At 62.5% G+C, this 25,713-nt stretch carries 21 protein-coding genes; 8 read left to right on the forward strand and 13 right to left on the reverse strand.

What is annotated here, in order from left to right; all coding sequences use genetic code 11:
* Positions 1–692: 692 nt before the first annotated feature.
* The 3 genes from CIW50_RS00005 to CIW50_RS00015 all read right to left on the reverse strand — a co-directional run bounded on the left by CIW50_RS00005 (position 693) and on the right by CIW50_RS00015 (position 3,325).
* Positions 693–1,208, reverse strand: coding sequence for a PAN domain-containing protein (locus CIW50_RS00005; protein WP_149529269.1), 516 nt, complete (start codon positions 1,206–1,208; stop codon positions 693–695).
* Positions 1,209–1,357: 149 nt separating this feature from the next.
* Positions 1,358–2,728 carry a glutamate--cysteine ligase gene (locus CIW50_RS00010; protein ID WP_149529270.1) on the reverse strand — a complete coding sequence of 457 codons (1,371 nt, stop codon included), beginning with the start codon at positions 2,726–2,728 and terminating at the stop codon, positions 1,358–1,360.
* A gap of 96 nt (positions 2,729–2,824) precedes the next feature.
* Positions 2,825–3,325 carry a MarR family winged helix-turn-helix transcriptional regulator gene (locus CIW50_RS00015; RefSeq protein WP_149529271.1) on the reverse strand — a complete coding sequence of 167 codons (501 nt, stop codon included), beginning with the start codon at positions 3,323–3,325 and terminating at the stop codon, positions 2,825–2,827.
* Between the two features lie 125 nt (positions 3,326–3,450).
* On the opposite strand from CIW50_RS00015, the gene gstA reads away from it, so the two are divergent.
* Positions 3,451–4,065, forward strand: coding sequence for a glutathione transferase GstA (gene gstA, locus CIW50_RS00020; protein WP_149529272.1), 615 nt, complete (start codon positions 3,451–3,453; stop codon positions 4,063–4,065).
* Positions 4,066–4,145: 80 nt separating this feature from the next.
* Here gstA and CIW50_RS00025 read toward each other — a convergent pair whose 3' ends face one another.
* From CIW50_RS00025 to CIW50_RS00045, 5 genes are all read right to left on the reverse strand, one after another.
* Positions 4,146–6,362: a 3-hydroxyacyl-CoA dehydrogenase NAD-binding domain-containing protein gene (locus tag CIW50_RS00025; protein WP_149529273.1), complete on the reverse strand. Its 2,217-nt coding sequence runs from the start codon at positions 6,360–6,362 to the stop codon at positions 4,146–4,148.
* A 12-nt stretch (positions 6,363–6,374) separates the two neighbouring features.
* Complete coding sequence (locus CIW50_RS00030; protein WP_149529274.1) at positions 6,375–7,583, reverse strand: acetyl-CoA C-acetyltransferase; 1,209 nt, start codon at positions 7,581–7,583, stop codon at positions 6,375–6,377.
* A gap of 179 nt (positions 7,584–7,762) precedes the next feature.
* Positions 7,763–9,553 carry an acyl-CoA dehydrogenase C-terminal domain-containing protein gene (locus tag CIW50_RS00035; protein WP_149529275.1) on the reverse strand — a complete coding sequence of 597 codons (1,791 nt, stop codon included), beginning with the start codon at positions 9,551–9,553 and terminating at the stop codon, positions 7,763–7,765.
* A 98-nt stretch (positions 9,554–9,651) separates the two neighbouring features.
* Positions 9,652–10,038: a nuclear transport factor 2 family protein gene (locus CIW50_RS00040; protein ID WP_149529276.1), complete on the reverse strand. Its 387-nt coding sequence runs from the start codon at positions 10,036–10,038 to the stop codon at positions 9,652–9,654.
* Positions 10,039–10,122: 84 nt separating this feature from the next.
* Positions 10,123–10,458 (reverse strand): hypothetical protein, encoded by a 336-nt coding sequence (locus CIW50_RS00045; RefSeq protein ID WP_197738337.1) that lies wholly within the window; start codon positions 10,456–10,458, stop codon positions 10,123–10,125.
* A gap of 92 nt (positions 10,459–10,550) precedes the next feature.
* Between CIW50_RS00045 and CIW50_RS00050 the strand changes: the two genes are divergently transcribed.
* The 5 genes from CIW50_RS00050 to CIW50_RS00070 all read left to right on the forward strand — a co-directional run bounded on the left by CIW50_RS00050 (position 10,551) and on the right by CIW50_RS00070 (position 17,603).
* A complete protein-coding gene (locus CIW50_RS00050) occupies positions 10,551–11,138 on the forward strand; it encodes a TetR/AcrR family transcriptional regulator (RefSeq protein WP_349636729.1) in 588 nt (195 codons plus the stop codon).
* A gap of 227 nt (positions 11,139–11,365) precedes the next feature.
* Entirely contained in the window at positions 11,366–14,749 is a 3,384-nt protein-coding gene (locus CIW50_RS00055) for a tetratricopeptide repeat protein (protein WP_149529278.1), read from the forward strand.
* A gap of 294 nt (positions 14,750–15,043) precedes the next feature.
* The gene (locus CIW50_RS00060; RefSeq protein WP_246664087.1) at positions 15,044–15,688 is read left to right on the forward strand and encodes a COG3904 family protein; all 645 of its coding nucleotides are present in this window, start codon (positions 15,044–15,046) and stop codon (positions 15,686–15,688) included.
* A 215-nt stretch (positions 15,689–15,903) separates the two neighbouring features.
* A complete protein-coding gene (locus CIW50_RS00065) occupies positions 15,904–16,833 on the forward strand; it encodes a sulfite exporter TauE/SafE family protein (protein ID WP_149529279.1) in 930 nt (309 codons plus the stop codon).
* Positions 16,830–17,603: a TIGR02186 family protein gene (locus CIW50_RS00070; RefSeq protein ID WP_149529280.1), complete on the forward strand. Its 774-nt coding sequence runs from the start codon at positions 16,830–16,832 to the stop codon at positions 17,601–17,603. The genes CIW50_RS00065 and CIW50_RS00070 overlap by 4 nt, the downstream gene beginning before the upstream one ends.
* Before the next feature lie 45 nt (positions 17,604–17,648).
* Here CIW50_RS00070 and CIW50_RS00075 read toward each other — a convergent pair whose 3' ends face one another.
* The 3 genes from CIW50_RS00075 to CIW50_RS00085 all read right to left on the reverse strand — a co-directional run bounded on the left by CIW50_RS00075 (position 17,649) and on the right by CIW50_RS00085 (position 20,722).
* Complete coding sequence (locus tag CIW50_RS00075) at positions 17,649–18,953, reverse strand: NRAMP family divalent metal transporter (RefSeq protein ID WP_149529281.1); 1,305 nt, start codon at positions 18,951–18,953, stop codon at positions 17,649–17,651.
* Between the two features lie 74 nt (positions 18,954–19,027).
* A complete protein-coding gene (locus CIW50_RS00080) occupies positions 19,028–19,792 on the reverse strand; it encodes an MBL fold metallo-hydrolase (RefSeq protein ID WP_149529282.1) in 765 nt (254 codons plus the stop codon).
* A 3-nt stretch (positions 19,793–19,795) separates the two neighbouring features.
* Positions 19,796–20,722, reverse strand: coding sequence for a DMT family transporter (locus CIW50_RS00085; RefSeq protein ID WP_149529283.1), 927 nt, complete (start codon positions 20,720–20,722; stop codon positions 19,796–19,798).
* A 95-nt stretch (positions 20,723–20,817) separates the two neighbouring features.
* On the opposite strand from CIW50_RS00085, the gene CIW50_RS00090 reads away from it, so the two are divergent.
* Entirely contained in the window at positions 20,818–21,681 is an 864-nt protein-coding gene (locus CIW50_RS00090) for a LysR substrate-binding domain-containing protein (protein WP_149529284.1), read from the forward strand.
* 80 nt (positions 21,682–21,761) lie between these two features.
* Complete coding sequence (locus tag CIW50_RS00095; RefSeq protein WP_149529285.1) at positions 21,762–22,295, forward strand: ureidoglycolate lyase; 534 nt, start codon at positions 21,762–21,764, stop codon at positions 22,293–22,295.
* Between the two features lie 19 nt (positions 22,296–22,314).
* Here CIW50_RS00095 and pdeM read toward each other — a convergent pair whose 3' ends face one another.
* Positions 22,315–23,007 (reverse strand): ligase-associated DNA damage response endonuclease PdeM, encoded by a 693-nt coding sequence (gene pdeM / locus CIW50_RS00100; protein WP_149529286.1) that lies wholly within the window; start codon positions 23,005–23,007, stop codon positions 22,315–22,317.
* A 38-nt stretch (positions 23,008–23,045) separates the two neighbouring features.
* Entirely contained in the window at positions 23,046–25,628 is a 2,583-nt protein-coding gene (locus CIW50_RS00105; protein ID WP_149529287.1) for a ligase-associated DNA damage response DEXH box helicase, read from the reverse strand.
* Positions 25,629–25,713 lie beyond the last annotated feature (85 nt).

Consider the following 25,713-nt stretch of genomic DNA (forward strand, 5'->3'; position numbering starts at 1 on the left):
ACCGCCGAAGTCTTTCGTCCGACCTCGCTTCAGAAGCCGAAGCTTCATCAGACGAGATCCGCAAGGACTCCGCCGTCCACGTTTCTCTTTCTTCAATTTAACTTGTCAAACAGCCCAACGCCGAAGCATTGCCCTCCCCGGTAGGGAGAAAATTTCGTTCTGATCATTCCTAGTGGAAGTCATCAGGCTGCGTCTCGAAAGACTGTGTGCAGCGCCCCGAAGGGAGTGAACCTATAGGCCGGGGTTTCGAGAGACGCAACAGCTTTTTTGAAAAAAATGCGACGCAGCAAAATTATTCGATGTTTCTTTTCATGCGCGCGTGATCGCACGACGCAACTCTCGCAATTACCCACAAGCGTGACACGCGGAAATGCCTTTGTTTACGGGCCTTGCAGCCCTTCGGCTGATGCGCACGCGGAAATCTTCGCGGCAAGAACGACCAAATGCACTCGGTGTGTTTCTGCGTTGCTGCATCCATCACACTTCGCGCTGCACACGATGTTGCGCATTTTAATGCAGATGCGTTTTCCGGCTGCAGTGCGCCCGCGGAGTTCTGCCACATATATGGCAGGCTAGTTGACAGAGTGATGTCGGGTTGATCGCTGATCGGAAATCGGCGAGGGCACAATGTCTGGGTGCCTGCAGACACGACAAGCACAAGGGCTAAGCTTCCTCGTTGCTGTCGCCACGTGTTACCGCACCACGCCCGAGATAAATCCCGGTTTGCGGCGCGGCGGCTTGATGTCGTTCTTCAGGAAACACCGGGCGTTCTTTCCGGCATAGCCGGGGCGCGCAAAGGTCCAGGCGCGGCATTTGTTGTCGCCCTGGCAGGCATCGCGGCAGGCATCGCCACGCTCGGCCTTGTCGTCATTCTTGATCTCGAACGAGCGATAGTCGCCGCCAAAGCGATCGGTCGAGGTTTCCACCGGGCCGGTGCGGGGCTCGATAACGCCGGCGCCGCGCACGCCGGAGACGCAGCAATAGCTCTCGATCCGTGGCGGCACCTTGTCTTTCAGCCAGCACACGGCGTTTTCGGAATTGTCGCTCGGGTAATTGAAACTCCAGGCGCGGCACTTCTTGTCGCGCTCGCAGATCAGTGCGCATTCGGCGGGATCGCCGGACTGCGAGACCGAGCGCGAATAATCACCGCCGGGGCGATCGAAATTGGTTTGCGCCTCGGCAGGCGTAATGGCTGCCAGCAACAGCATGGCGAAGGCTGTCAGACACGCTCTGAACAGGTTCCTCGGCATGCGGGATGACTTTCAGCGGTTTGCAACGGCGTGAAGAAGAGTGCCATTGGAACGCCGGCCACCTGTACCGTGGATGAACGGATTTTCAGCTCGGCCAAGCGGCTGATCTAGAAGCAGTATTCCTTATAGGCCGGTGCAACCGAGCCTTCCCAGGCACCATGGAACTTGTCGAGCATCTGTTCGGCCGGAGTCTTTCCGGCATCCAGGATCTGATCGAGCGCCTCCAGATGACGGGATTCGTCGCGGCCATGCGCATCCAGCCTGGCGCGGCGGCGCAAGCCGCCATGGGCCAGCAGCAGACACTCCTTGGCGATCTCGAACAGATAGCGATCCTTGACCTTGGCCTTGAAGCCCATCTTCGGCACGTCATCGCGCAGCGCCTGGCGCTCCTGGGCAGTCCAGTGCTTGACGATGTCCCAGGCGGCATCGAGGGCGCTGTCATCGTAAAGCAGGCCGACCCAGAACGCAGACAGTGCCGGCAAGCGATCCGACGGCACACCATCGGCACCGCGCATTTCGAGATAACGCTTTAGACGGACTTCGGGGAAGATCGTCGAGAGATGATTGGCCCAATCCGACAGCGTCGGCCGCTCGCCGGGCATCTTCTCATTCTTGCCCGCGAAGAAATCGCGGAAAGACGAACCGGACACATCGATATAGTTGTCGCCGCGCTTGACGAAATACATGGGCACATCAAGCGCATAATCAACCCAACGCTCGAAACCCATGCCGTCTTCGAACGCCCACGGGATCATACCCGAGCGCGCATTGTCGGTGTCGCGCCAGACTTCGGACCGGAACGACAGGAAGCCATTCGGCTTGCCTTCGGTGAACGGCGAATTCGCGAACAAAGCCGTGGCGATCGGCTGCAGCGCAACGGAGACGCGGAGCTTCTTGACCATGTCGGCTTCGGAGGAGAAGTCGAGATTGGTCTGCACGGTACAGGTCCGGTACATCATATCCAGACCATACTGGCCCACTTTGGGCATGTAGTTGGTCATGATCTTGTAGCGGCCCTTGGGCATCACCGGGATCTGCGCACGCGACCAGGACGGCGTGAGGCCGAGGCCCAAAAATCCGATGCCGAGCGGTGTCGCCACTTCGCGCACCTGCGCCAGATGCGCCATCAATTCGGATTGCGTCTGATGAACCGTCTCCACCGGCGCGCCGGACAGTTCGAACTGGCCACCGGGCTCCAGCGAGATCGCGCCGCCGCCGGTGACATCATAGAGGCCGATGATATTGCCGGCTTCCATGATCGGTTCCCAGCCGAGCAGATGCTTCATGCCGTCCAGCACCGCACCGATGCCCCGCGAGCCTTCGTAAGGCACGGGGTTGTGACCCTGCAACGTGAACGGCGTTTTTTCGTGTTCGGTGCCGATGCGGAATTCCGATGGCGGCTTCACACCCGCCGCCAGCCACGCCACGAGTTCGTCGCGCGACTGCAGCGGCGTCATATCGATTTGGTCACGCGCCATGAAAATTCCGAATGAAAAGCGCTGCAATCAGTTGCGCGCGGTGTCGGGGACGCCCGCGGCCCATGCGGGCTGCGAACGCAGGCAAAAATTTAAGGTTCATCGCGCCGGCGCGGCGTCTCTGGCGGCCGGCGACGTCACTGTCGGTGCCGCTTCTTGGCACGCGCAGCCGAGCCGGTCGAGCAGGCCGCACAGTTTTGCTGCATCTGCGTCGGACAGTTTCGAGCCGACATGTTTCTCGATCGCTGTTGAGTAGGCGCAGCCCATCTTCTTATGCAACTCGCGCCCGGCAGCCGTGATTTCGACGAACAGGCCGCGCTTGTCCATCTTGCATTCGCGGCGTGCAGCCAGACCTTCGTCGACCAAACGATCGATAAGCCGCGATGTCGAATATTGCGGTATCAGCATCTGCTTTTCGAGCTCGACCGGGCGCATCTCGCCGGTCGGCGAGCGCGACAGCTCGGCCAGCGCGTCGTACCATGCGAGCGGCGGAAAGCCGGCGCGCTTGAGGTCCTGCTCGACGCCGTCCAGCACCCGGCTCTGGATTCGCATCAGGCGGATCCAGGCGGCTGTCGCCTCGGTGGAAGGTTTACGTTTCATGACTCAGTCCAAATGGTGGCGGCACCCTAGCCCATTTGATGCAGCTGCATCAATCTTGACTCTTTCATGCAGATGCATTTAGTCACCCGCGTGGTTAAACCAATGTCTTCAGGGAGGAATTTTCGATGAAGCTGTATTATTCGCCAGGCGCCTGCTCGCTCTCGCCTCATATCGCACTTCTCGAAGCCGGCCTGCCTTACGATCTCGTGAAGGTCGACCTCAAAGCCAAGAAGCTGGAAAATGGCGATGACTATCTCGCCATCAACCCAAAGGGCCAGGTGCCCGCGCTCGGCCTGGACAGCGGTGACCTCGTTACCGAAGGTCCGGTCATCGTGCAGTACATCGCCGACCAGGCTGCCGCCAAGAATCTGGCGCCTGCCAACGGCAGCGACGCACGCCGCCAGCTGCAGGAGTATCTTGGCTTCATCAACGGCGAGCTGCACAAGAACTTCAGCCCCCTGTTCCAGCCGGTGTTCGACGACGAGGTGAAGGGCTTCTTCAGGACGCGCCTGATGGGCAAGTTCAAATATCTCGATGGCCAGCTCGCGGGTAAGGACTACCTGCTCGGCAAGGATTTCAGCGTCGCCGACGGCTATCTGTTCGTGATGCTGAAATGGGCCGACCGGATGAGCATCGACCTCTCCGAGTTCAAGAACCTGATGGCCTACAAGGACCGCGTCGCGGCCCGCCCGCAGGTGCAGGCTGCGCTGGAGAAGGAAGGCCTGATGAAGGCGGCGTAAGCCGACTGCATCAAGTGAGAATGCGAAAGGGCCGGATCGATGATCCGGCCCTCTTTTGTTTGTGAAAAGGTAAGGTCCGCTTACGCTGCAGCCAGCTTCTTCGGCGGGAAGCGGCCATAGAACGTCTCGCCCTTGGCGGCCATGTCTTCGAGCAGCTTCGGTGGCGTGAAGCGGGAGCCGTATTTGGCTTCGAGCTTGTGGCAGAGTTCGACGAACTTCTTGGTTCCCATGAAGTCGATATAGCTCAGCGCACCGCCGGTGAACGGCGCGAAGCCGAAACCAAGGATCGAGCCGACATCGGCCTCGCGCGGATCGACGATCACGTGATCCTCGACCGTGCGCGCGGCTTCCACCGCCTGCACGACCAGGAAGCGCTGCTTCAGCTCCTCGATATCCAGCGTGTCGGGATCGACCGGCTTCGGCAGCAGCGGGGCGATGCCCTTCCAGAGAGCTTTCGAGCCCTTGCCCTTCGGCGGATACTCGTAGAAGCCCTTGCCATTCTTGCGACCGAAGCGCTCCTGCTTCTCCACCATCTCGACGATCAGCTTCTTCTGCGCCTGATCGACGGCCTGCGAACCCAGATCGGCTTCGGTGGCCTTCATGATCTTCAGCACCAGATCGAGCGCGATCTCGTCCGACAGCGACAGCGGCCCGACCGGCATACCGGCCATCTTGGCGGTGTTCTCGATCATCGCCGGCGGCACGCCCTCAAGCAGCATTTCGAGGCCTTCGGCCGTAAAGCGCAGCACGCAGCGATTGGCGAAGAAGCCGCGGCTATCATTCACGACGATCGGCGTCTTGCCGATGACGCGGACATAATCCAGCGCAGTCGCCAGCGCGACGTCGCCGGTATTCTTGCCGACGATGACCTCCACCAGCATCATCTTCTCGACCGGCGAGAAGAAGTGAATGCCAATGAATTTCGACTGGTCGGCGAACTCTTCGGCCAGCGAGTTGATCGGCAGCGTCGAGGTGTTCGACGCGATGATCGCGCCATCCTTCAGCAGCGACTGCACTTTCTTATAGATCTCGGCCTTCACGGCGCGGTCCTCGAACACGGCCTCAATGACGAGGTCGCAGTCCTTGATCACATCGAAATCGGCCGTTGCCGTGATCTTGGCCATCAAGGCGGTCTTGTCGGCTTCCTTGGCGCGGCCCTTCGCGATCAGAGCATCGATGGCCGCGATGCAATGACCGAGGCCCTTGTCGGCGCTGGCCTGGTCGCGGTCGATCAGCACCACGTCCATGCCGCCACGTGCCGAGACGAAGCCGACTGACGCACCCATGAAGCCAGCGCCGATGACGGCGAGCTTCTTGACCTTGGTCGGCGGCACGTTCTGCGGGCGACGCGCACCCTTGTTGAGCTCCTGCATCGACAGGAACAGGCTGCGGATCATCGCCGCCGCTTCCTTGGTCTGCAGGATATGCGCGAACTGACGGGACTCGACGCGCAGCGCCGCATCCATCGGCACCTGCAGGCCTTCATAGACGCACTGCATCACCGCACGCGCGGCCGGATAATTGTCGAAGGTCTCGCGGCGATAGATCGCGTTGCCAGCCGGGAACATCATCATGCCCTGCTTGGAGTAGACGGGACCACCGGGCAGCCTGAAACCCTTCTCGTCCCAGGGCGCCACGGGTTTTCCACCAGCCTTGATCCACTCCTTCGCAGCGGTGATGAGATCAGCGGCCGGTACGATCGCGCCGACGATGCCCATCGCCTTCGCCTTGACGAGATTGATCGCCTCGCCCTTCAGCAGCATCTGCATCGTGTCCTGCGGCTGCAGCATGCGCGCGAGGCGCTGGGTGCCGCCGCCGCCGGGGAACAGGCCGACCTTGATTTCGGGCAGGCCGAGGCGCGTCTTCGGGTTTTCTGCAGCAACGCGATAGTGGCAGGCCAGCGTCAGTTCGAACGCGCCGCCGAGCGCAAGGCCGTTGATGGCCGCGACCCATGGCTTGCCCGATGTTTCAATCTTGCGCAGCGTCAGCGACAGCTTGCGGCTCTCGTCGAACAGCATCTGCTGCGCGGCTTCCTCGCCCTTGGCTGCCTTGGTCTCGGCAAACACCTTGCCCATGCCTTCAAGCATCGACAGATCGGCACCGGCCGAGAAAGCTTCCTTGCCGGAGGTGATGACGACGCCCTTCACGGCGGCATCCGCAGTGGTCTGATCGACGATCGCCCCGAGTTCCTTGATGGTCGCTACGTCGAGCACGTTCATCGAACGGCCGGAAATATCCCAGGTGACGAGGGCGATGCCGTCGGCGTCGGTCTCAACCTTGAAATTCTTGAAGGTCATGTTGGCCGCTCCTTACACGCGTTCGATGATGGTGGCGGTGCCCATGCCGCCGCCGATGCAGAGGGTGACGAGGGCCGTCGATTTGTTGGTGCGCTCGAGTTCGTCCAGCACAGTGCCGAGAATCATCGCGCCGGTGGCCCCGAGCGGGTGGCCCATGGCGATAGCACCGCCGCAGACATTGATTTTCTCATTGTCGATATCGAAGGCCTGGATAAAGCGCAGCACTACCGAGGCGAAGGCTTCGTTGAGCTCGAACAGATCGATGTCCGACAGCTTCATGCCGGAACGCTCCAGCACCTTCTTGGTGACGTCCACCGGACCGGTGAGCATCATCGCCGGCTCGGAGCCGATATTGGCGAAGGCGCGAATCTTCGCGCGCGGCTTCAAGCCCGCCTTCTTGCCGGCCGCCTCGTTGCCGAGGAGCACGGCGCTCGCACCGTCGACGATACCCGACGAGTTGCCCGCGTGATGGACGTAGTTGACGCCTTCGATTTCCGGATGCGACTGGATCGCCACCGCATCGAAGCCGCCCATCTGGGCCATGGTCACGAAGGACGGCTGCAGCGCGGCCAGCGACTGCATCGTCGTGGACGGGCGCATATGCTCGTCCTTGGCCAGAATGGTGAGGCCGTTGATGTCCTTCACCGGAATGACCGAGTTCTTGAAGCGGCCTTCGTCCCAGGCCTTGGCAGCGCGCTGCTGGCTCTGCACCGAATAGGCATCGACGTCATCGCGGGAGAAACCGTATTTGGTTGCGATCAGATCGGCCGACACGCCCTGCGGCATGAAATAGGCGGGAACGGCGATCGACGGATCGACCGGCCATGCGCCACCGGCAGCACCAATGCCGACGCGGCTCATGCTCTCGGCGCCGCCGCCAATGGTCATTTCGTGCTGGCCAGACATGATCTGCGCCGCGGCAAAGTTCACGGCGTCGAGGCCGGAAGCGCAGAACCGGTTGATCTGGATGCCCGGCACGTCATTGCCATAGCCGGCCGAGAGGGCCGCCATGCGCGCGATATCGCCGCCGGCTTCGCCGACCGGATCGACCACGCCGAGGATGACGTCATCGATGGTGCCCGGCTTGAGGTTGTTGCGCTCCTTGAGCGCCTTCAGCGGTGCAGTAGCGAGCGCTAGCGCCGTCACCTCATGCAGCGAGCCATCGGCCTTGCCGCGGCCGCGCGGCGTGCGAACGTGATCGTAGATATATGCCTCGGGCATGGTGTCTCCCTTGAGATTGGCCGTGTTGTTCGGGCTTTAAACGCTGTCATCGCTCGGCTTGACCGGGCGGTCCAGTAGACTCCGACGTCTGCGCTTTCTCTGCGAAGTCTGTGTCTACTGAATCCCCGCCTTCGCGGGGATAACAGTCCAAGTGTGTGGTGGCAGTGCAGTAGAGACTATCAGAACGCTTCCGCAGGAAGCTCCATTGTCGTCGCGCTGCCGGTCTGGATGCGGGCGAGATGGAGTGCGGTTTCAGGCAACATCCGCTCCATGAAGAAGCGGCCGGTGACCAGCTTGGTCGTCAGATAGGATGTCGCGCCTTCGGCGGCAATCTTGTCCTGCGCGACCTTGGCCATCTTCGCCCACATATAGGCGAAGGCGGTAAGGCCGAACAGCTGCATGTAATCGGTGGCGCCGGCACCGGCATTATCGGGCTTCATCATGGCATTATTCATCAGCCACATGGTCGCCTGCTGCAGATGACCGAGCGCATTCGAGAGTGGATCGAGGTAAGGCTTCATGGCTTCGTCACCACCATGCTCCTTGGCGAAGGCCGCGACCTCGCCGAAGAATGCCATCGCGGCACGGCCACCGTCGCGCGGCAGCTTGCGGCCGACGAGATCGAGCGCCTGAATGCCGTTGGCACCTTCATAGATCATGGCGATGCGCGCATCTCTAACGAACTGCTCCATGCCCCATTCGGCGATATAGCCGTGGCCGCCGAACATCTGCTGCGCCGACACCGCATTGGCGAAGCCGCCATCGGTGAGCACGCCCTTCAGCACCGGGGTCATCAGGCCCATGTGATCGTCGGCGGCCTGACGCTCCTTCGGATCGTCGGAGCGATGCGCGACGTCGCTCTTCAGCGCGGTCCACACCACCATGGCGCGGGCGGCTTCGTTGAAGGCGCGGATGGTCAGCAGCGTGCGGCGCACGTCGGGATGAACCATGATGGAATCGGCCGGCTTGTCCGGCGACTTCGGCCCGGTGAGCGAACGGCCCTGCAAACGGTCCTTCGCATAGGCCACGGCGTTCTGATAGGCGACTTCCGACTGCGCAAGACCCTGCACGGCAACGCCGAGACGGGCTTCGTTCATCATCACGAACATGCCCTGCATGCCCTTGTTCTCTTCGCCGATCAGCCAGCCGGTGGCGCCGTCGTAATTCATCACGCAGGTGGAGTTGCCGTGGATGCCCATCTTGTGTTCGATCGAGCCGCACATCACGCCGTTGCGCGCACCGAGCGATCCGTCGGCATTGACCATGAACTTCGGTACAACGAACAACGACACGCCCTTGATGCCGGCTGGTGCGCCCTCGATGCGGGCCAGCACCAGATGGATGATATTGTCGGCAAGGTCGTGCTCACCGGCGGAGATAAAGATCTTGGTGCCGGAAATCTTGTAGCTGCCGTCCGCCTGCGGCGCGGCCTTGGTGCGCAAAAGACCCAGATCCGTGCCACAATGCGGCTCGGTGAGATTCATGGTGCCAGTCCATTCGCCGGCGACCATCTTCGGCAGGAACATCGACTTCTGCTCGGGCTTGCCATGCACGATGAGCGCTGCGGTCGCGCCCATGGTGAGGCCGCCATACATCGAGAACGCCATATTGGCGGAGATCTGGAATTCGGCGACGGTCTGCGACAGCGTCACCGGCAGGCCCTGTCCGCCGAATTCTGCGGGAGCCGAGAGGCCGAGCCAGCCGCCCTCGGCGACCTGCTTGTAGGCCTCCTTGAAGCCTTTCGGCGTGGTCACGCTGCCATCATCATTGCGCTTGCAGCCTTCGAGATCGCCGACACGATTCAGCGGCTGCAGCACTTCTTCACTGAGCTTGGCGGCTTCGCCCAGAATCGCTTCGCGCACATCGGCGGACGCGTCAGCAAAGCCGGGCAGATTGTTGTAGCGATCGAACTGAAACACGTCGTTGAGCAGGAACCCGACGTCTTCGAGCGGGGCTTTGTAGCTGGGCATGGAATTCTCTCGGTTTGAATTCGATTGATCGGATGATACGGCGCCGCCGTGTCAGATTTACGCAATTGTTATTGGAGATGAAGCAAGCAGCTGGCGGCTCATTGCCGCGCCAATTCCTCGCCCATCAACCGGTGTAACAGGTTGATGGCCTTGAGCGGCCTGACCATCACCTTGAAGTGGGTAATGCGTCCGTCATCGGCGAAGGTGATCATGTCGACGCCATTGATTTTGATGCCTTCGATCTCGTTCTCGAATTCGAGCACCGCGCCGTTGTCGCTGCGCCATTCGCCTTTGTAAGCGAAGCCGGGGCCACCCAGCACTTTCTCTGCAGTCGTCAGATACTTGAACACGATCTCACGGCCCCGCTGCGGCGCATGCACGACCGGGCTTTCGAACACGGCATCCGGATGCAGCAGGTCCCACAGCATCGCCCGATCATGAGACCGCATGAAGCTGTACCATCTATCGAGGCCGGTCACGCTCATTTGCGATCTCCGCACGAGGCAAGTGACAATTGCGAGAAGTGGATGCGGGACAGACAGCAACGGTTTGCGGATGGCATGTTCACCTCAAACACCTGATGCAATCGTGCCGAACGCGATCAGCGCGACCGCCGCCGCCATCAGCATCCAGCCCGGATGACGGCCGTGCGTCGCCCAGAAATTGAACACGGCCCCAAACAAATAAGTGCCACCGACCAGCAGGCTGATCGCGAGCCGGGCATCACGGTCCAACACATTGGCGGCGAAAACCAACGCTATTCCGCCAAGAAACCAGACGACCGTACTAAAATGCAGCAGCGGAGCCACCAGGCGTCGCGTTGTGCCGGAAAAGCGCCTGTCCGCCATTGCTACGGCCTCGAATGGCGCGACCATCAGACGCTGGATCAGGATGCCGTGGAACACGGCTACGCCAGCCCCGATCACTCCTGCCATCCCGAGCGCTGCATTCTGCCAGACCATTCCATACACCTCTGCATGGAGATTAACGCCGGAGCGTGGATTTCGTCAATACACATGTGTATGGTTGGGGAATGGATGACCAACTGACCAAGGACCGCCTGACGCGTTCGGCCTGGCTCGATCACGGGCTGAGGATCCTCGCGCGGCAAGGTGCGGACGCGTTGAAAGTCGGTGCGCTGGCCACCGGGCTGAATGTGTCGCGCGGAAGTTTCTATTGGCATTTCAAAGATATATCTGAATTTCGACTACAGCTTCTGCAACGCTGGCAGGAGCGGACGACCGATCAGGTGATCGAGGGGATCGACGCCTCGGTCGCTGGAGCCGCACGTCTGACCCATCTCATGAAGCTCGCTTTCAACGAAGATCGCAGCCTGGACCGTGCCATCCGCGCGATGGCCTCGACCGATGCAGATGTCGCCAAAATGGTCGCCTCGGTGGATGCCCGACGGGTTGGCTATATGGCGAAATGGCTGATCGAGGCCGGGGTGGAAAGCCAGCGGGCGCTGCCGCGGGCCGAATTTCTCTATTGGGCCTATATCGGCCAGTCCGCGGTGATGGACCCACGCCACAGCGCCATCACCGAACTGGATGTCGACGATTTGAGTGCGCTGTTTACGCGCTGACGCCGGAGCCGGAGCCATCCGATCCTACCTGCAAACCGACGCAAGTGTATCGCCGGGTTAACTTTTAAGGCTGGTCGAGCCCGATCCTTAACCCGTTATTTACCCTAACCCTGAAAAGTCCGGATCAGAGGCAGACGACCCGCGCCCGTTACGATTGTCTTCACGATGGGACGCGCGGGGGAGGCTGCAGGCGCTGGTGGGCGTCAAGCTCGGAACCGGACCAAAGCATGAATTCGCGCGTATCGTGGAGTGTTGACGGGATTGAGCCATCGGTTCGCGAGCGGGCCGAAGCTGCGGCGCGCCGTGCCGGCATGTCGCTCGGAGACTGGCTGAACTCGACCATCGGCGAAGCTCCTCCGCGCTACAACTCGCCCAACGCACGCCCTCGCGACCAGGAACGCCCTCTTACCCCGCGCGCAGCGCTGCCGCAGCGTGACGCGGCCGATGTCGTCGAGATCCACGAGCGGCTCGACGCCATTGCCCGGCAGATCGAACTGTTCTCGAAGCCTGCACAGCGCAGCAGCGAGCCCGGCGTCGCGCGCCAACTCAATGACGCGATCTCTCGGCTTGATGCACGTTTGTCGCAGATCAGCGAGCCCGCATATCGCCAGCCTCACATGCCGCCGCAGCAGCCGCGCATCGATATGGTCGAGCGCGCCGCCAATCAGGTTTATAGCGCCTCGCCGCCGATCGATCCGTTCTCGCTGGATTTCGCGATCGCCGAGATCGCCGCCCGTCAGGACGAACTCGACGGCACGCCGCGCATGGCCCCTCGCAGCGCACCACCCATTGCGCCGTCCTTCGCGCAGCCGCCTTATGCGCAGCCTGCCGCGCCGCCGCAGAGCTTCATGCCGGATATGTCCGGCCTGGAGCGGCAGTTGTTTCAGATCACGACCAAGATCGATGCGCTGCAGCGCCCCGACAACAATATCGAGCAGTCGATCGCGGCCTTCCGCGGCGAACTAGCCGAGATCCGCAACGTCATCACCGAAGCGATGCCGCGCCGCGCGATTGAATCAATCGAGAATGAAATCCGCGAACTCGGCCGCCGCATCGACGATAACCGCCGCAGCGGCATCGATGGCGATGTGCTGGCCAATCTCGAACGTGCACTGGCCGACATCCACAAGACACTGACCACGCTGACGCCGGCCGAACAGCTCGCCGGCTTCGACGAGGCGATCCGTAATCTCGGTGGCAAGATCGACATGATCGTGCGCTCGAGCAACGATCCCGGCACCATGGAGCAGTTGCAGGGCGCGATCGCCGCGCTGCGCGCCATCGTGTCCAACGTCGCCTCTAACGAAGCCCTCGGCCGTCTCAGCGACGATCTGCAGACGCTGTCGTCGAAGGTCGATCAGCTCGCCCGCGCCGACAACAGCGATTCCTTTGCCGCGCTCGAGGCGCGCATCATGACGCTGACGGCAGCGCTGGAGAATCGCGAGCGCCCGGCCGTCATGGCCAGCTCCGATCATCTGGAAACGGCATTGCAGGCGCTGTCCGAGCGTCTCGACCATATGCCGGTGGGCAATGACTCGTCGTCGGCCTTCGCGCATCTCGAACAGCGCGTTTCCTATCTGCTCGAGCGGATGGAAAACATCACCGATACCCGCGGCAACAATCTCGGCCGCGTCGAGGACGGGCTGCAGGACATCCTGCGCCACCTCGAACGCCAGCAGTCGATGTTCGCCGCGCTGGACAATCCCCGCAGCAAGGCGCCATCGGTCGATCCCGGCCTGGTCGATACGATCAAGCGCGAACTCTCCGACATGCGCTTCAGCCAGTCGGAAACCGATCGCCACACGCAGGACTCGCTCGAAGTCGTGCACTCTACGCTCGGCCATGTGGTCGATCGCCTCGCCAGGATCGAAGGCGATCTGCGCACAGTCAGCGCTGCACCGCCGAAGCAATCAGCTCCGGTCGCCACACCGGCTCCGACCCCGCGCCCCGTAGCGACTGCGCCCGCGGTCTCAGCACCGGCCCCGCCGCGCCCGCAAATGCCGAATCCGGTGAAGCCACAGGCTGCGCCGTCGGAGGTTGAGGTGCGCCCATCGCAGGTTCATTTCGATGCCGCGCCGCGCGACTTTGCAGCGACCGCAATCTCGCACGAACCGGCAGCCATCTTCCCGGTGCCGAAGGCGATCAGCGACATTCTCGATCCGCCGCCGGCGGCAAAACCTGCCACACCGCCCGCGCCCGCCGCAGAGCGTCCCTCGCCGCGCCCGACGGTCGATCCGGCACTGCCGCCGGATCATCCGCTTGAACCCGGCACGCGTCCGCAGGGCCGTGGCGCATCGCCATCCGAACGCATCGCCGCGTCGGAAGAAGCCATCAGTGAAATCGCCGTCGATGCGCCTGAACAGGCGACTGCGTCGAGCTTCATCGCAGCCGCACGTCGCGCCGCGCAGGCGGCTGCAGCAACCGGCAACGACAAGTCCAAAGGCCCGAAGGCGGCCAAACTCGCCCCCCACCGCGCCGATGGCGAGAAGTCGTCCACCACGATCGGTTCGAAGATCCGCTCGCTGCTGGTCGGCGCCAGCGTGGTCGTGATCGTGCTCGGCTCGTTCAAGATGGCGATGACGCTGCTGGACAGCGGTTCGCCAGCGCCAGTGGCCGAGAACATTCACTCTGCACCGCCATTGCAGCTCAATATGCCTGAACCAGCCGAAATCCAGAGCAAGCCTGCCGCGCCGGCTGCTCCATCCATGACCTCGCCGACCCCGATCGGCAAGCAGTCGCTGATCGCGCCGCCCACCGCCGTCGAACCCGCACCACAGCCAGTACCGCAGGCCGCACCCGTGCCATATGTGTCGCCCGATGTGACCGGCAGCATTGCCGTGCCGCAGGCCAGCGCCGCCGGGCCGGTGCTGCCATCCAGTGGCCAGAAGATCACCACAGCCTCGATCCCCGCCGGCGAGCGCCTGCCCGAGACCATTGGCAGCACCGTACTGCGCAACGCGGCGCTCAAGGGCGACGCCTCGGCCGCGTTCGAAATCGGCGTCCGCTATGCCGAGGGCAAGGGCGTGGCGCAGAACTACGACGAAGCCGCCAAGTGGTATGACCGCGCGGCGCAAGCCAACGTCGTGCCGGCAATGTTCCGTCTCGGCACGCTGTTCGAGAAGGGCCTTGGCGCGAAGAAGGATCTCGACGTCGCCCGTCGCTACTATGTCCTGGCCGCCGACCGCGGTAACGCCAAGGCGATGCACAATCTCGCCGTCCTCGACGCCGATGGCGGCACCAAGGGCGCCAATTACAAGAGCGCGTCATACTGGTTCCGCAAGGCGGCCGATCGCGGCGTCGCCGACAGCCAGTTCAACCTCGGCATCCTCTATGCCCGCGGCATCGGCGTCGAACAGAACCTCGCCGAGAGCTTCAAGTGGTTCAGCCTCGCTGCCGCACAGGGCGACGTCGATGCTGGCCGCAAGCGCGACGATATCGCCAAGCGCCTCGATCCGCAGTCGCTGGCCGCCGCCAAGCTGGCGGTCCAGACCTTTACGCCGGAAGGCCAGCCGGAAGACGCGATTAATGTTGCAGCTCCCGCCGGTGGCTGGGATGCATCGCCGGCACAGGCCGGGGCGAAGGCTTCCATCGGCAAGCGGGCTGCGCGCTAGACCAGATTTTTGACCGCCGGATCGAACCGGCGGTCTTATTTCCTCAACAAACCTTCATCAGACTCGATGCGGTGAAGCGCGCGTCGGGCCGGACTGAAATGCGAGGAAATCGGTTTGTCTTTTCGGAATGACGACTCACAAGGGCGCGCAGAACGCCCATCGGGAATCCCTACGGTTAACCCCTGGGCTGCACGCCCCGCCGAACCGTCTACCCCATCGCCTCCTCCGCCGCAGCTACCGCCGGAGCCTCCGCGTAGCAAATGGTTCAATTGGCCATCGGTCGCATTCGCCATCGTGATTTTTGGCGGCATCGGCGCGCAGGCCTATCAGGAACTCTCCAAACCGGAAGCCTGGGCCTACTGGAAAGACCTCTATCTCTCGCCGAGCATGGCATCGTCCGAGGTCGTAAGTCTCGACCCGGACAATTCAGGCCGTGGCCGTCCGGCTCTGGCGATGACGGGCGAGATCGGCCCGGCTACGGCGAGCTGGTTTCGCGAAAAGCTCGATCACGCCAAGCTCGGCCCCGGCGATACCGTGTTGCTGTCGTCTCCCGGCGGCAATGTCGGCCAGGCCATCATCATGGGCGAGATCATCCGTGCGCGCGGGCTGAACACCGCCGTGGGCACGATGGATTCGGCGGGCCGCATCGAACCATCCTACTGCGCCAGCGCCTGCGTGATGATCTATGCCGGCGGCAAGGCCCGCATCGGCGTCGAGGGCTCGCGGCTGGGCGTGCACCGCTTCGTGTCGCCCAAGCCGGGGGCAGATCCTGTCGCGTCCGCGCAGCGCACCATGGGCTATGTATTGAGCTACATGACCAAGATGGGCGTGGCCTCGTCGGTCGTCGAGGCCATGTCAGCCACCGAGAAAATCCGCTGGCTCGGCACCGGCGAGGCCGCCGCCATGAACCTCGTCACCGATCCTGCCAGGAAGTCGTGATGTCGTCGGCCAGCGCCTGGCCCCACAAAATTTACCACCTTGAAAGGTGCATCATCGGTAGAGGCGGAAAACCGCGTCTTTACCGGATTCTTTAATCCCATCAACGGACGATATCGTCTAAGACGGGGACGCGGCTCGCAATCCGCGCCGCCTCCAGAACCACGCCATGAGCGGTTTCGGCCCAACTCAGGGCCAGAATTCCGAAGCGAACGCGCGTGCAACTGTATCTCCCGATCGCCGACATTCCGGTCAATGTGTTGCTCATCCTGGCGATGGGCGCTGCAGTGGGCTTCGTCTCCGGCATGTTCGGAATCGGCGGCGGCTTCTTGATGACGCCGCTGCTGATCTTTGTGGGCATCGCCCCCGCGGTGTCAGTCGCGTCAGTGGCGAGCCACATCGCCGCCTCGTCTTTCTCCGGCGCGCTGTCCTACTGGCGACGCCGCGCCATCGATCCCGCCCTTGCGACCGTCCTCCTGACCGGCGGCGTGGTAGGCACCGCGCTCGGCGTCTGGGTCTTCACGCTGCTACGCAATCTCGGCCAGCTCGACCTCACCATATCGCTATCTTACGTGATCCTGCTCACCGCCGTCGGCGGGTTGATGTTCTGGGAGGGCCTGCGCGCGCTGCTGCGCATGCGGCGCGGCGATCCCGTGAGCTTGCGACGCTCCGGCAGCCATAGCTGGGTTCACGGTCTGCCACTGAAGATGCGGTTCAAGCGCTCCAAGATCTATCTCTCGGTGATCCCGGTGATCGCCGTAGGTCTGCTGATCGGATTCATCGGTGCCGTGATGGGCATCGGCGGCAGCTTCATCCTGATCCCGATCCTGATCTACTGGCTGCGCATTCCGACCTCGACTGTGATCGGTACATCCATGGTGCTGACCCTGGTCACCATGGTGATCGCAACATTGCTGCATGCCGTCACCAACCATCTGGTCGACGCGGTGCTGGCCCTCATCCTGATGGTCGGCGGCGTCACCGGCGCACAATTCGGTGCCCGCGCCGGACAGAAGATCCGCGGCGAACATCTGCGATTGCTGCTGGGTCTGCTGATCCTGGCGGTCGGCGTACGCTTCGCCGTGGAACTGGTGATACGTCCCGAAGATCTGTTCACGATCCGCGAGACCGGAGGCGCCGCCCCATGACGCGCGCACTCCTGATCATCGTTGCACTTGGCCTCGGAGCAGTCGCCCCGGCCCGCGCCGAGCAACTGATCGTCTCAGTGTCGAACCATCGCGTGACCGTGACGCCGAATTATGCCGGCGAGGAACTGGTGTTGTTCGGCGCGGTCGAGAAAGACGACAAGACACCGCCCGCCCGCAACAACTACAATCTCGTCGTCACCGTCAATGGGCCGCGCGCCGATCTTATGACCCGGCGCAAGGAGCGTCGCTTCGGCATCTGGATCAACACCGATTCGCGCCAATTCCTGCAGGTGCCGTCCTATCTCTCCGTGTTTTCCAACCGGCCGATCGACGCCATTGCACCGGCCGACGTGCAGCGCCGCCAGCAGCTCGGAATCAATAACGTCCTGCTGACCCAGCGCGTCGGCACCGACTATGCCGACGTTGTGGCCACCGACCCGTTCCGGAGCGCCTTTGTGCGACTGCGCAAGGAACATGGACTGTATCGCGAGGAGACCTCCGCGGTGACATTCCTGACACCGACGCTGTTCCGAACCAGCATTCCGCTGCCCGCCGAAGTCCCCATCGGAACCTACGATGTCGAGATCAAGCTGTTCGCGGACGGTGCGCTGATCTCGAAAGCGGAGACCGCATTCGATATCGTCAAGGTCGGCTTCGAGCAGTTCGTCGCCAATGCCGCGCGCAATCACGGCTTCATCTACGGGCTGCTGACCGCAGCGATGGCGCTGATGTCGGGCTGGGCGGCCTCGATCGTGTTCAGGCGGGATTGAAAGCTCGCAGACCGCAGGATGCGGTAGAGCGGAGCGAAAACCATCCTACAAGAACACACCCACGCCCATAGCTACGACACTGATCAGCATCGCCGCCGTGGACAACCAGCCGAGCCAGTACAGCGGCCCCTTGATGACAAAGTCACCCATCACATCCTTCCGCCGTGACATCACCATCAGGAGTATCATCACCGGCACGGCCAACACGCCGTTGATGACGGCGCTCCAGTACAGCGCCGAAATAGGGTTGATCGAGGTGAAGTTCAGCGCGATGCCGATCGCCGCGGAGAGCGCCAGCACGGAGTAGAACGCCACCGCCTCGCGCGGCTTGCGATCAAGGCCGACCAGCCAGCGCTGGCCTTCGCCGACCGCATAGGCGGTCGAACCTGCCAGCACGGGAACCGCCAGCAGGCCGGTACCAACGATACCCAGCGCGAAGATCCATTCCGCAAATGCGCCAGCAATGGGGCGCAATGCCTCTGCCGCTTGCGCCGAGGTTTCGATGTCGGTCTTGCCGGTGGCATTCAGTGTCGCTGCCGCGGTGATGATGATCGACAATGCGATCAGGTTGGAGAACGCCATTCCGACCACGGTATCGGCGCGGATGCGCCAGAACTCCATGGCGGCGCCGAGCGGCTTTTCGATCAGCGGGGACTTGTCGGGATCGATGCGCTCGTCCTCGGCCTCCTGCGAGGCTTGCCAGAAGAACAGGTAGGGTGAGATGGTCGTGCCGAAAATGGCGACCACAGTGGTGAGATAGTCCCCACTCCAGGTGAAGCGCGGCACCAGGATGCCCATAAGGGCCGCGCTCCAATCCACCTTCACGACGGCGAGCGCGGCGACATACGAAAACAAGCACAGAGTCAGCCACTTCAGCACCGAGACATAGCGTCTGTAGTCGAAGAAGATCTGCGCACCGACCGAGAGCACGCCGAACAACACGACATAGACAATGCCGGGGCCGCCGATCAGCAGCTTGGTGGCGTCGGCCATCGCGCCGAGATCAGCCGCGATGTTGATGGTATTGGCGATGAACAGCAGCGAGACGATAAGATGCAGCAGCGGTGCCGAATAATGTCGGCAGACATTGCCGGCAATGCCGCGACCTGTGACGCTACCGACGCGGCCCGAGATCTCCTGAATCGCCGCCATCAACGGGAAAGTCAGCAGCATGGTCCAGCCAATGCCGTAACCCAGTTGCGCGCCGGCCTGACTGTAAGTGCCGATCCCCGACGGATCGTCGTCCGAGGCCCCGGTAATCAGACCGGGGCCGAGTGCTTTCAGGAAACTCCTGGGAACAGAGGCTTCCGTCGTCGGTTCGTCCGGCTTCGTGGCTGACTCGTCCGACATCTTCCACCTGCGCTCTGACGGCACGGCAACGTACCACTGGCAGCTAACGTTCCGAATCAGGGACTGGCAATGGGCTAGATCAAGGTCCGCACGCCTGGTTCGAGGATACGCAAACGGGCACCGAAGCCCAGCGTGTCGAAGGATGCGCGCAGATCGCCGGCGGTCTGTTTGAAATGCGCCCATCCATCGGTGTGTACCGGCACAATCGTCGCATCGGGAAACGCGCGCGCCGTCTCGATCGTGTCGTTGGTGTCCATGGTGAGGTGAAATGGCCCGCGGGTTTGCGCCGCGCCGGCGAAGGGCAGCACCACGCCGGCCGGAAAACGCCGCGCGACCTCGGCGACGCCATCGAACCAGACGGTGTCGCCTGTAATGTAGATCGGCCTGCTCTCCGGTGCGTTCGAGCTCAGCACGAATCCGATGACATCGCCCGACAGCGGCTCGATGCCGGCCGGGCCATGACGTGCGGGCGTCGCGGTGATCGTCAGCGATCGACCATCCTTGCCGGCGAGCTCGGTGCTGTCCCATGGCGCGAGACCTTCGACATCCCCACCGAGGCGCTTGGCGCCCGCAATGGTTGTCAGCACGCGCGGCGCGTGACGCAGGAAATCGCGCCCGGAATTATCAAGATTGTCGGAGTGCTGATCGTGACTGAGCAGCACCGCGTCGACCGCGCCGACTTGCGCAGCGGAGATCGCGGGACCGACGAGTTTTTCCAGCGTGACATGCGGCAGCTTGTAGGCGCCCGGATGATCGAAAGTCGGATCGGTGAGCAGCCGGAAGCCGCCGAATTCAATCAGCGCGGTGGGTCCGCCAATCAAAGTGATGGTGAGAGACATGAACTACTCCTGTCGCAGAGGTGCTGGTGAAGCGGCTGGTCTGGTGACGAGATAGATACCGAGGGCGACCGGGACGATCCCCAGAAGATCACGAATTTCGACATGCTCGCCGAGCACCATCCACGCGAACAGCATTCCGAGAGGCGGCATCAGGAAGTGATAGGCGCTGGCAGCGGTGGCGCCGCAGGTCTTCAGGAGATGAAACCACAGCAGATAACCGAGGATAGAACCGCCCAATGTCAGGAATGCAAACGAACCGATCAATCGCGCACTCGGCACGATCGCGCCAATATCGGAAAACGTGAGCGCCACCGGAATCAGCACTACGCCGGCCACAAGATTCTGCACGCCGTTGCCGAGCCACAAGCTGCCCTTCGGTGCCAGCAGCTTGAACAGGATCGTCCCGGTCACGATGGATGCGAGCGATGCCAGCGTGAATACGATGCCCTGCGCGCTGTCGGTGCCCACCGATATGCGGTGCCAGACGATCGACGTGACGCCAGCGATGCCAAGCAAGAGCCCGGCGACCTTGCGTCCGGTGAGCGGCTCCTTCAGCAACAGTGCTGCGAACACGGCCGTAAATACCGGGTTTGCGCTGACGACCAGGCCGCCGAGACCGGCGGAGACGGTTTGCAGGCCGGTATAGCCGAGGCCGAGATACAACGCGTTATTGGCGAGGCCGATGACGGCGTAGGCCGCGACATCGCGCCAGGACAGCGACCACGCATTCCGGCGCAGGGCAGAAATGCCAAGGATCAGAACACCCGCAATCGAGAACCGCGCGGCGAGCAGAATGAGCGGCGGGCAATCGGTGACGGCGATCTTCCCTGCGACGAAGGAGAAACTCCAGAGCAGACAGAAGATGCCGATATAGATCGGCAGTGGATTGAAGGCGGCACGGGGAACCGCGACTGACGGCGCGATGGACATCGGAAATCTCCTTTGCCGCTGGTCTAAGCGCCTGCCTTCTCATTTGGAAATTAAATGATATACTTGGTGTCAGTTGAAAATCGAATGGACAGCCTATGCTGGATCTCGAACTCCTGCGCAGCTTCGTTTCGGTGGTCGATGCCCGCGGCTTTACCCGCGCCGGCGAGCGCGTTCACCGCACCCAATCCACCGTCAGCCAGCAAATCAAGCGACTGGAAGAGGATATCGGCCAGCCGCTGCTGAACCGCACCGGCAAGGACGTGACGCCGACCGAAGCCGGCGAACGGCTGTTGTCCTATGCGCGACGGCTGCTGTCGCTGGCGGAGGAAGCCCGCGACGTGCTGGCCCGGCCGACCAATGAAGGCGCTGTCAGGCTCGGCATCCCCGAGGATTTCGCGGCCTATCGCCTGACCGAATTGCTGGCGAATTTTTCGCGGTCGCGGCCCGGCTTGCGGCTCGACGTGCGCGCCGACCAGAGCACGTATTTGCGCCGCGATCTCGAACGCGGCGAACTCGACCTGGCACTGTTCAAGCGCGCCGCCGGTGAGAAAGGTGGCATTGCGGTATGGCCCGAGCGGATCCATTGGGTCACGAGCAAGGCGCATCCGATCGACCCTGCCATCCGGTCGGTCCCGTTGATCGGCTTTCCCGCCGGCTGCCTTTACCGGACCCGCGCGATCCATGCCATTGAGGCAGCAGGCCGCAGCTGGCACATGGCCTATACGAGCTCCGGCCTCGCCGGCATCCAGGCCGCGGTCGCCGCCGGACTTGGCCTCAGTATTCTGTCCGACATGGCTATCCAGGCCGACCATCGCATCCTGACCGCGAAAGAAGGCTTCGCGCCGATCGACCAGACTGAAGTGACGCTGATGGCCGCTCCCGACGCGAGCCCGGCAACGCTGCGGCTTGCCGACCACCTCGCCGAGTTCTGCGATACGGTGCAGGCGAAGGCGGCGTAAGGCCGCTCTTTCCTTCAAATACTCGTCGGTTTGCAAGGCCATGGAAGCCATGCTTCAGACACGCGCCCAGGGAGCCCTCCATGCCGACATCCAACGCTGTGACTGTCGAGGCTCTGAGTTCCGCTTCGTTCGAGCCCTTCGGGTGGGTGCTCGGCAAAACCGATCCGCTCAAAAAAGACGCGGTCGGTTTTCGAAGCCCGGCGAGCGATTTCTGGCACGAACATTTCTTTGACCCTGGCACGGGAGGCAACACCGAGGTCTTGTGGGTGGAGTATCGTGACAACAATCCGCTTGTCTCAAAGCTCGAAGTCCATCACCTGACCCAGCAGGCGGTCGTGCCTCTCACAAAAGAGATCGTTCAGGTCCTTTGCTTGAGTAACGCAAACCAGACGCCTGACCTGTCGACACTCCGAGCTTATCGCTTGTCTCCCGGTGTCGGAATCTGCATGCGACCCGGCGTTTGGCACGCAACGCGCGCCGACAATGCGACCTGCCTGATGCTGACCCGTGGCTCAACGACTGAGGACCTCATTGACCATCTCGTCAACAGACAGCCCGCAAAGGAGTCTGCCATCCTGGAAATCCCGCAGGTTCGCCTGATCCAGGCAGTATGACGATGTATGAAATGTCGCTCTAGCAACAGCGCGATGCAGCGATCGCGTGCATGCGGCGGTCGCCGAGCACGTGAGCGACGAAACCAAGGGTCTGGAAGATTCGCGCGAATGCCGCATCGCGGATGTTGAGCCCGCCGGTATAGGCGCCGAAGGCCGGCATCACCGCGCGCGTACCGTCGCTCGCAAAGCAACGACGTTCGACGGCGCGACCGCGCGTGCTGACGCGCGCTTTTGGATGCAAGTGACCGGCAATCTCGCCGGCAGCACCAGTCGGCTCATGACGGAAGGTGATCGGGCCGATGGCGACTTCTTCCGCGACGGTGCCGCCAAGCTCCGGCGGCAATGCGGGATCGTGATTGCCTGAGATCCAGATCCAGTCACGGCGCATCTGCAATGCAGCCAGCAGGTCGCGATTGGCCGGTGACAACCGCTCATGGGCGTCACGGTCGTGGAAACTGTCGCCGAGAGCAATCACCGTGCGCGGATCGTGACGCGCGATCACCGCACCGAGGCGACCAAGCGTTGCGATCGTATCATAGGGCGGCAGCAGCACGCCGCGATTGGCATAGCTCGATCCCTTTTCGAGATGCAGGTCGGACACCACGAGAAGCTTCTGCTCTTCCCAATACAAGGCGCCCGACAGGTCCGCAGCTAGCGTGACGCCAGCGATGCTGACGGTGCTCATATCGGCGGTGACGATTTCAGCTTGCATGGTGCTCTTTTAAGACGAATGCGAGATTCGCAAAACCCCTACGATTCTGTCTCTTCGAATCCCGCCGCCTCTTTCACGAGTTCCTCGGCGGCTTCCGCCAGGAGCTCGTCCGATGCCTCGCCGTATACCGCTTCACGGCCGATTTCCAACATCACCGGCACCGCCAGCGGCGAGACGCGGTCGAGCTCCCGGTGAATGATGCGGCCCTGAATACGCGTCAGCATGTCGCTCAATCGCCGAATATCCAGCAATCCCGTCGCCGCGTCGGCACGCGCGGCACGCAGCAGCACATGATCGGGCTGATGCTTGCGCAGCACGTCGTAGATCAGGTCCGTGGAGAACAGCACCTGACGGCGCGATTTCTCCTCGCCGGTGAAACGCGTATGGATCAGCCCCGAGATCACCGCGCAGGTGCGGAACGTGCGCTTCATCAGCGCCGATTCCGCGAGCCAGGCTTCGAGATCGTCGCCGAGCATGTCGGGATCGAACAGAGCCGCGAGATCGAGCCTGCCCTGCCTGATCATATGCGACATGTCGCCAAGGCCCCATATGGCCAGTGCATATTCATTGGCGACGAAGCCGAGCGGCCGCGCACGAGCGCGTTCAAGACGGCGCGTCAGCAGCATGCCCAGTGTCTGATGCGCGAGGCGGCCTTCGAACGGATAGCAGACGAGGTAATGCTTATCGGCGCGCGGAAAGGTTTCGACCATCAGTTCGCGCGTGCCGGGCACATGCGAGACATGAGCCTGCAACGACAGCCATTCGCGCACCTGATCGGGCAAGCCTTTCCAGGCGCGCTCATCATCCAGCAATTTGCGCACGCGTTCCGCGAGATAGGTCGAGAGCGGAAACTTGCCGCCCATATAAGACGGCACTTTCGCGTCCTTGTCATGGGCGCGCGAAACATAGACCTGATCCTCGACCAGGGATTCGTAGCACACGACTTCCCCGCCAAACACGAATGTGTCGCCGACAACGAGACCTTCAATGAAATATTCCTCGATCTGGCCGAGCATGCGTCCCCCGCGCGCCAGCGCACCAGTGACACCCTTTTTGCTCTTTCCGCTGCCTCCGCGCAGCAGCCGCACCTTCAGCATCGTATCCTCGACGATGGTGCCGACATTCATGCGATACATCTGGCGCACCTTGGGATTGGTGACGCGCCATTTGCCCGAGGCGTCCTGCTTGATACGGGCGAAACGTTCATAGATTTTCAGCGCATAGCCGCCGGACGCCACAAATTCCACGGTGTCGTCGAAGTCGACACGCGACAGCTCGGCATAGGGCGCCGCCGAGCGCACTTCGTCATAAAGATCGTCGGCACGAAACGGAGCGCCGCACGCACAGCCGAGCACGTGCTGCGCTAGCACATCGAGCGAGCCGGTCCGCAACGGCGGTGTGTCCTGTGCATTTTCGGCAACGGCATCGATGGCGACACGACATTCGAGCACCTCAAACCGATTGGCCGGAACCAGCACGGCGCGCGAGGCTTCGTCGATGCGGTGATTGGCGCGGCCGATCCGTTGCATCAGTCGCGACGCGCCCTTGGGCGCGCCGACATTGACGACAAGATCGACATCGCCCCAGTCGACGCCGAGATCGAGCGAAGACGTACAGACCACGCCGCGCAGCTTGCCAGCCGACATCGCGTCCTCGACCTTGCGGCGCTGCGCGACGTCGAGGGAGCCATGATGGAGCGCGATGGCGAGGCCATCGTCATTCATGCGCCAGAGATCCTGGAACAGCATCTCGGCCTGACTGCGGGTATTGACGAAGACCAGCGTGGTCTTGTTGGCCTTGATGAGATCGTAGATCTCGCCGAGCGCATGGCGCGCGGAATGGCCGGCCCATGGCAGGCGTTCCTTCGTGTCGAGCATTTCGACCACCGGCTCGGCCGCGCCGCCGGCGACAACGATATCGGCAGAGACGCTCTCGCCAACAGGCTGCGGCACCAGGAAGCGCGCCAGTGATTCAGGCTCGGCGACGGTTGCCGACAGGCCGATAACGCGCATGTCCGGCGCGAGTTTCCACAGCCGGGCGAGCCCGAGCGAGAGCAGATCGCCGCGCTTCGACGTCACCAGCGCATGTAACTCGTCGAGCACGACACGCTTGAGCGACGAAAACAGATATGGCGCATCGTCGGACGACAGTAGCAACGCAAGCTGTTCCGGCGTGGTCAACAGGATGTCCGGCGGATAGCGCCTCTGCCGCGCGCGGCGCGACACCGGCGTGTCGCCGGTGCGGGTCTCGATCTTGATCGGCAGCAGCATATCCGCGATCGGCGTTTCCAGATTGCGCGCAATGTCGACGGCGAGAGCTTTCAGCGGAGAGATATAAAGCGTGTGCAGCCCTTGCCCACGCTGGACGCTACGGCCGGTAGAGATCACTTTGCTACCGGATTGCTCGCCCTGAGCACCGCTCAGTTCTGCCAGCGTCGGCAGGAAGCCGGCCAGCGTCTTGCCCGCGCCGGTCGGCGCGATCAGCAGCGCCGACCGATCGTCCCTGGCCTTCTGCAGCAGCGCCAATTGATGTTCGCGCGGCGACCAGCCGCGCATGGCGAACCAGCGCAGGAAGTGATCGGGCAGCAGGTCGGGTTTGGCAACGGGTTTACGAGGCGGCACGCGACAGAGTTAGGCATTTATCGTCGGCATTGCGAGGTCAAGAAAGCTGGCTTACCGGCTTTCCCGCGCTCGCAATGACGGCGAG

The sequence above is a fragment of the Tardiphaga sp. P9-11 genome (genome assembly GCF_008329525.1).
Taxonomy (GTDB): Bacteria; Pseudomonadota; Alphaproteobacteria; order Rhizobiales; family Xanthobacteraceae; genus Tardiphaga.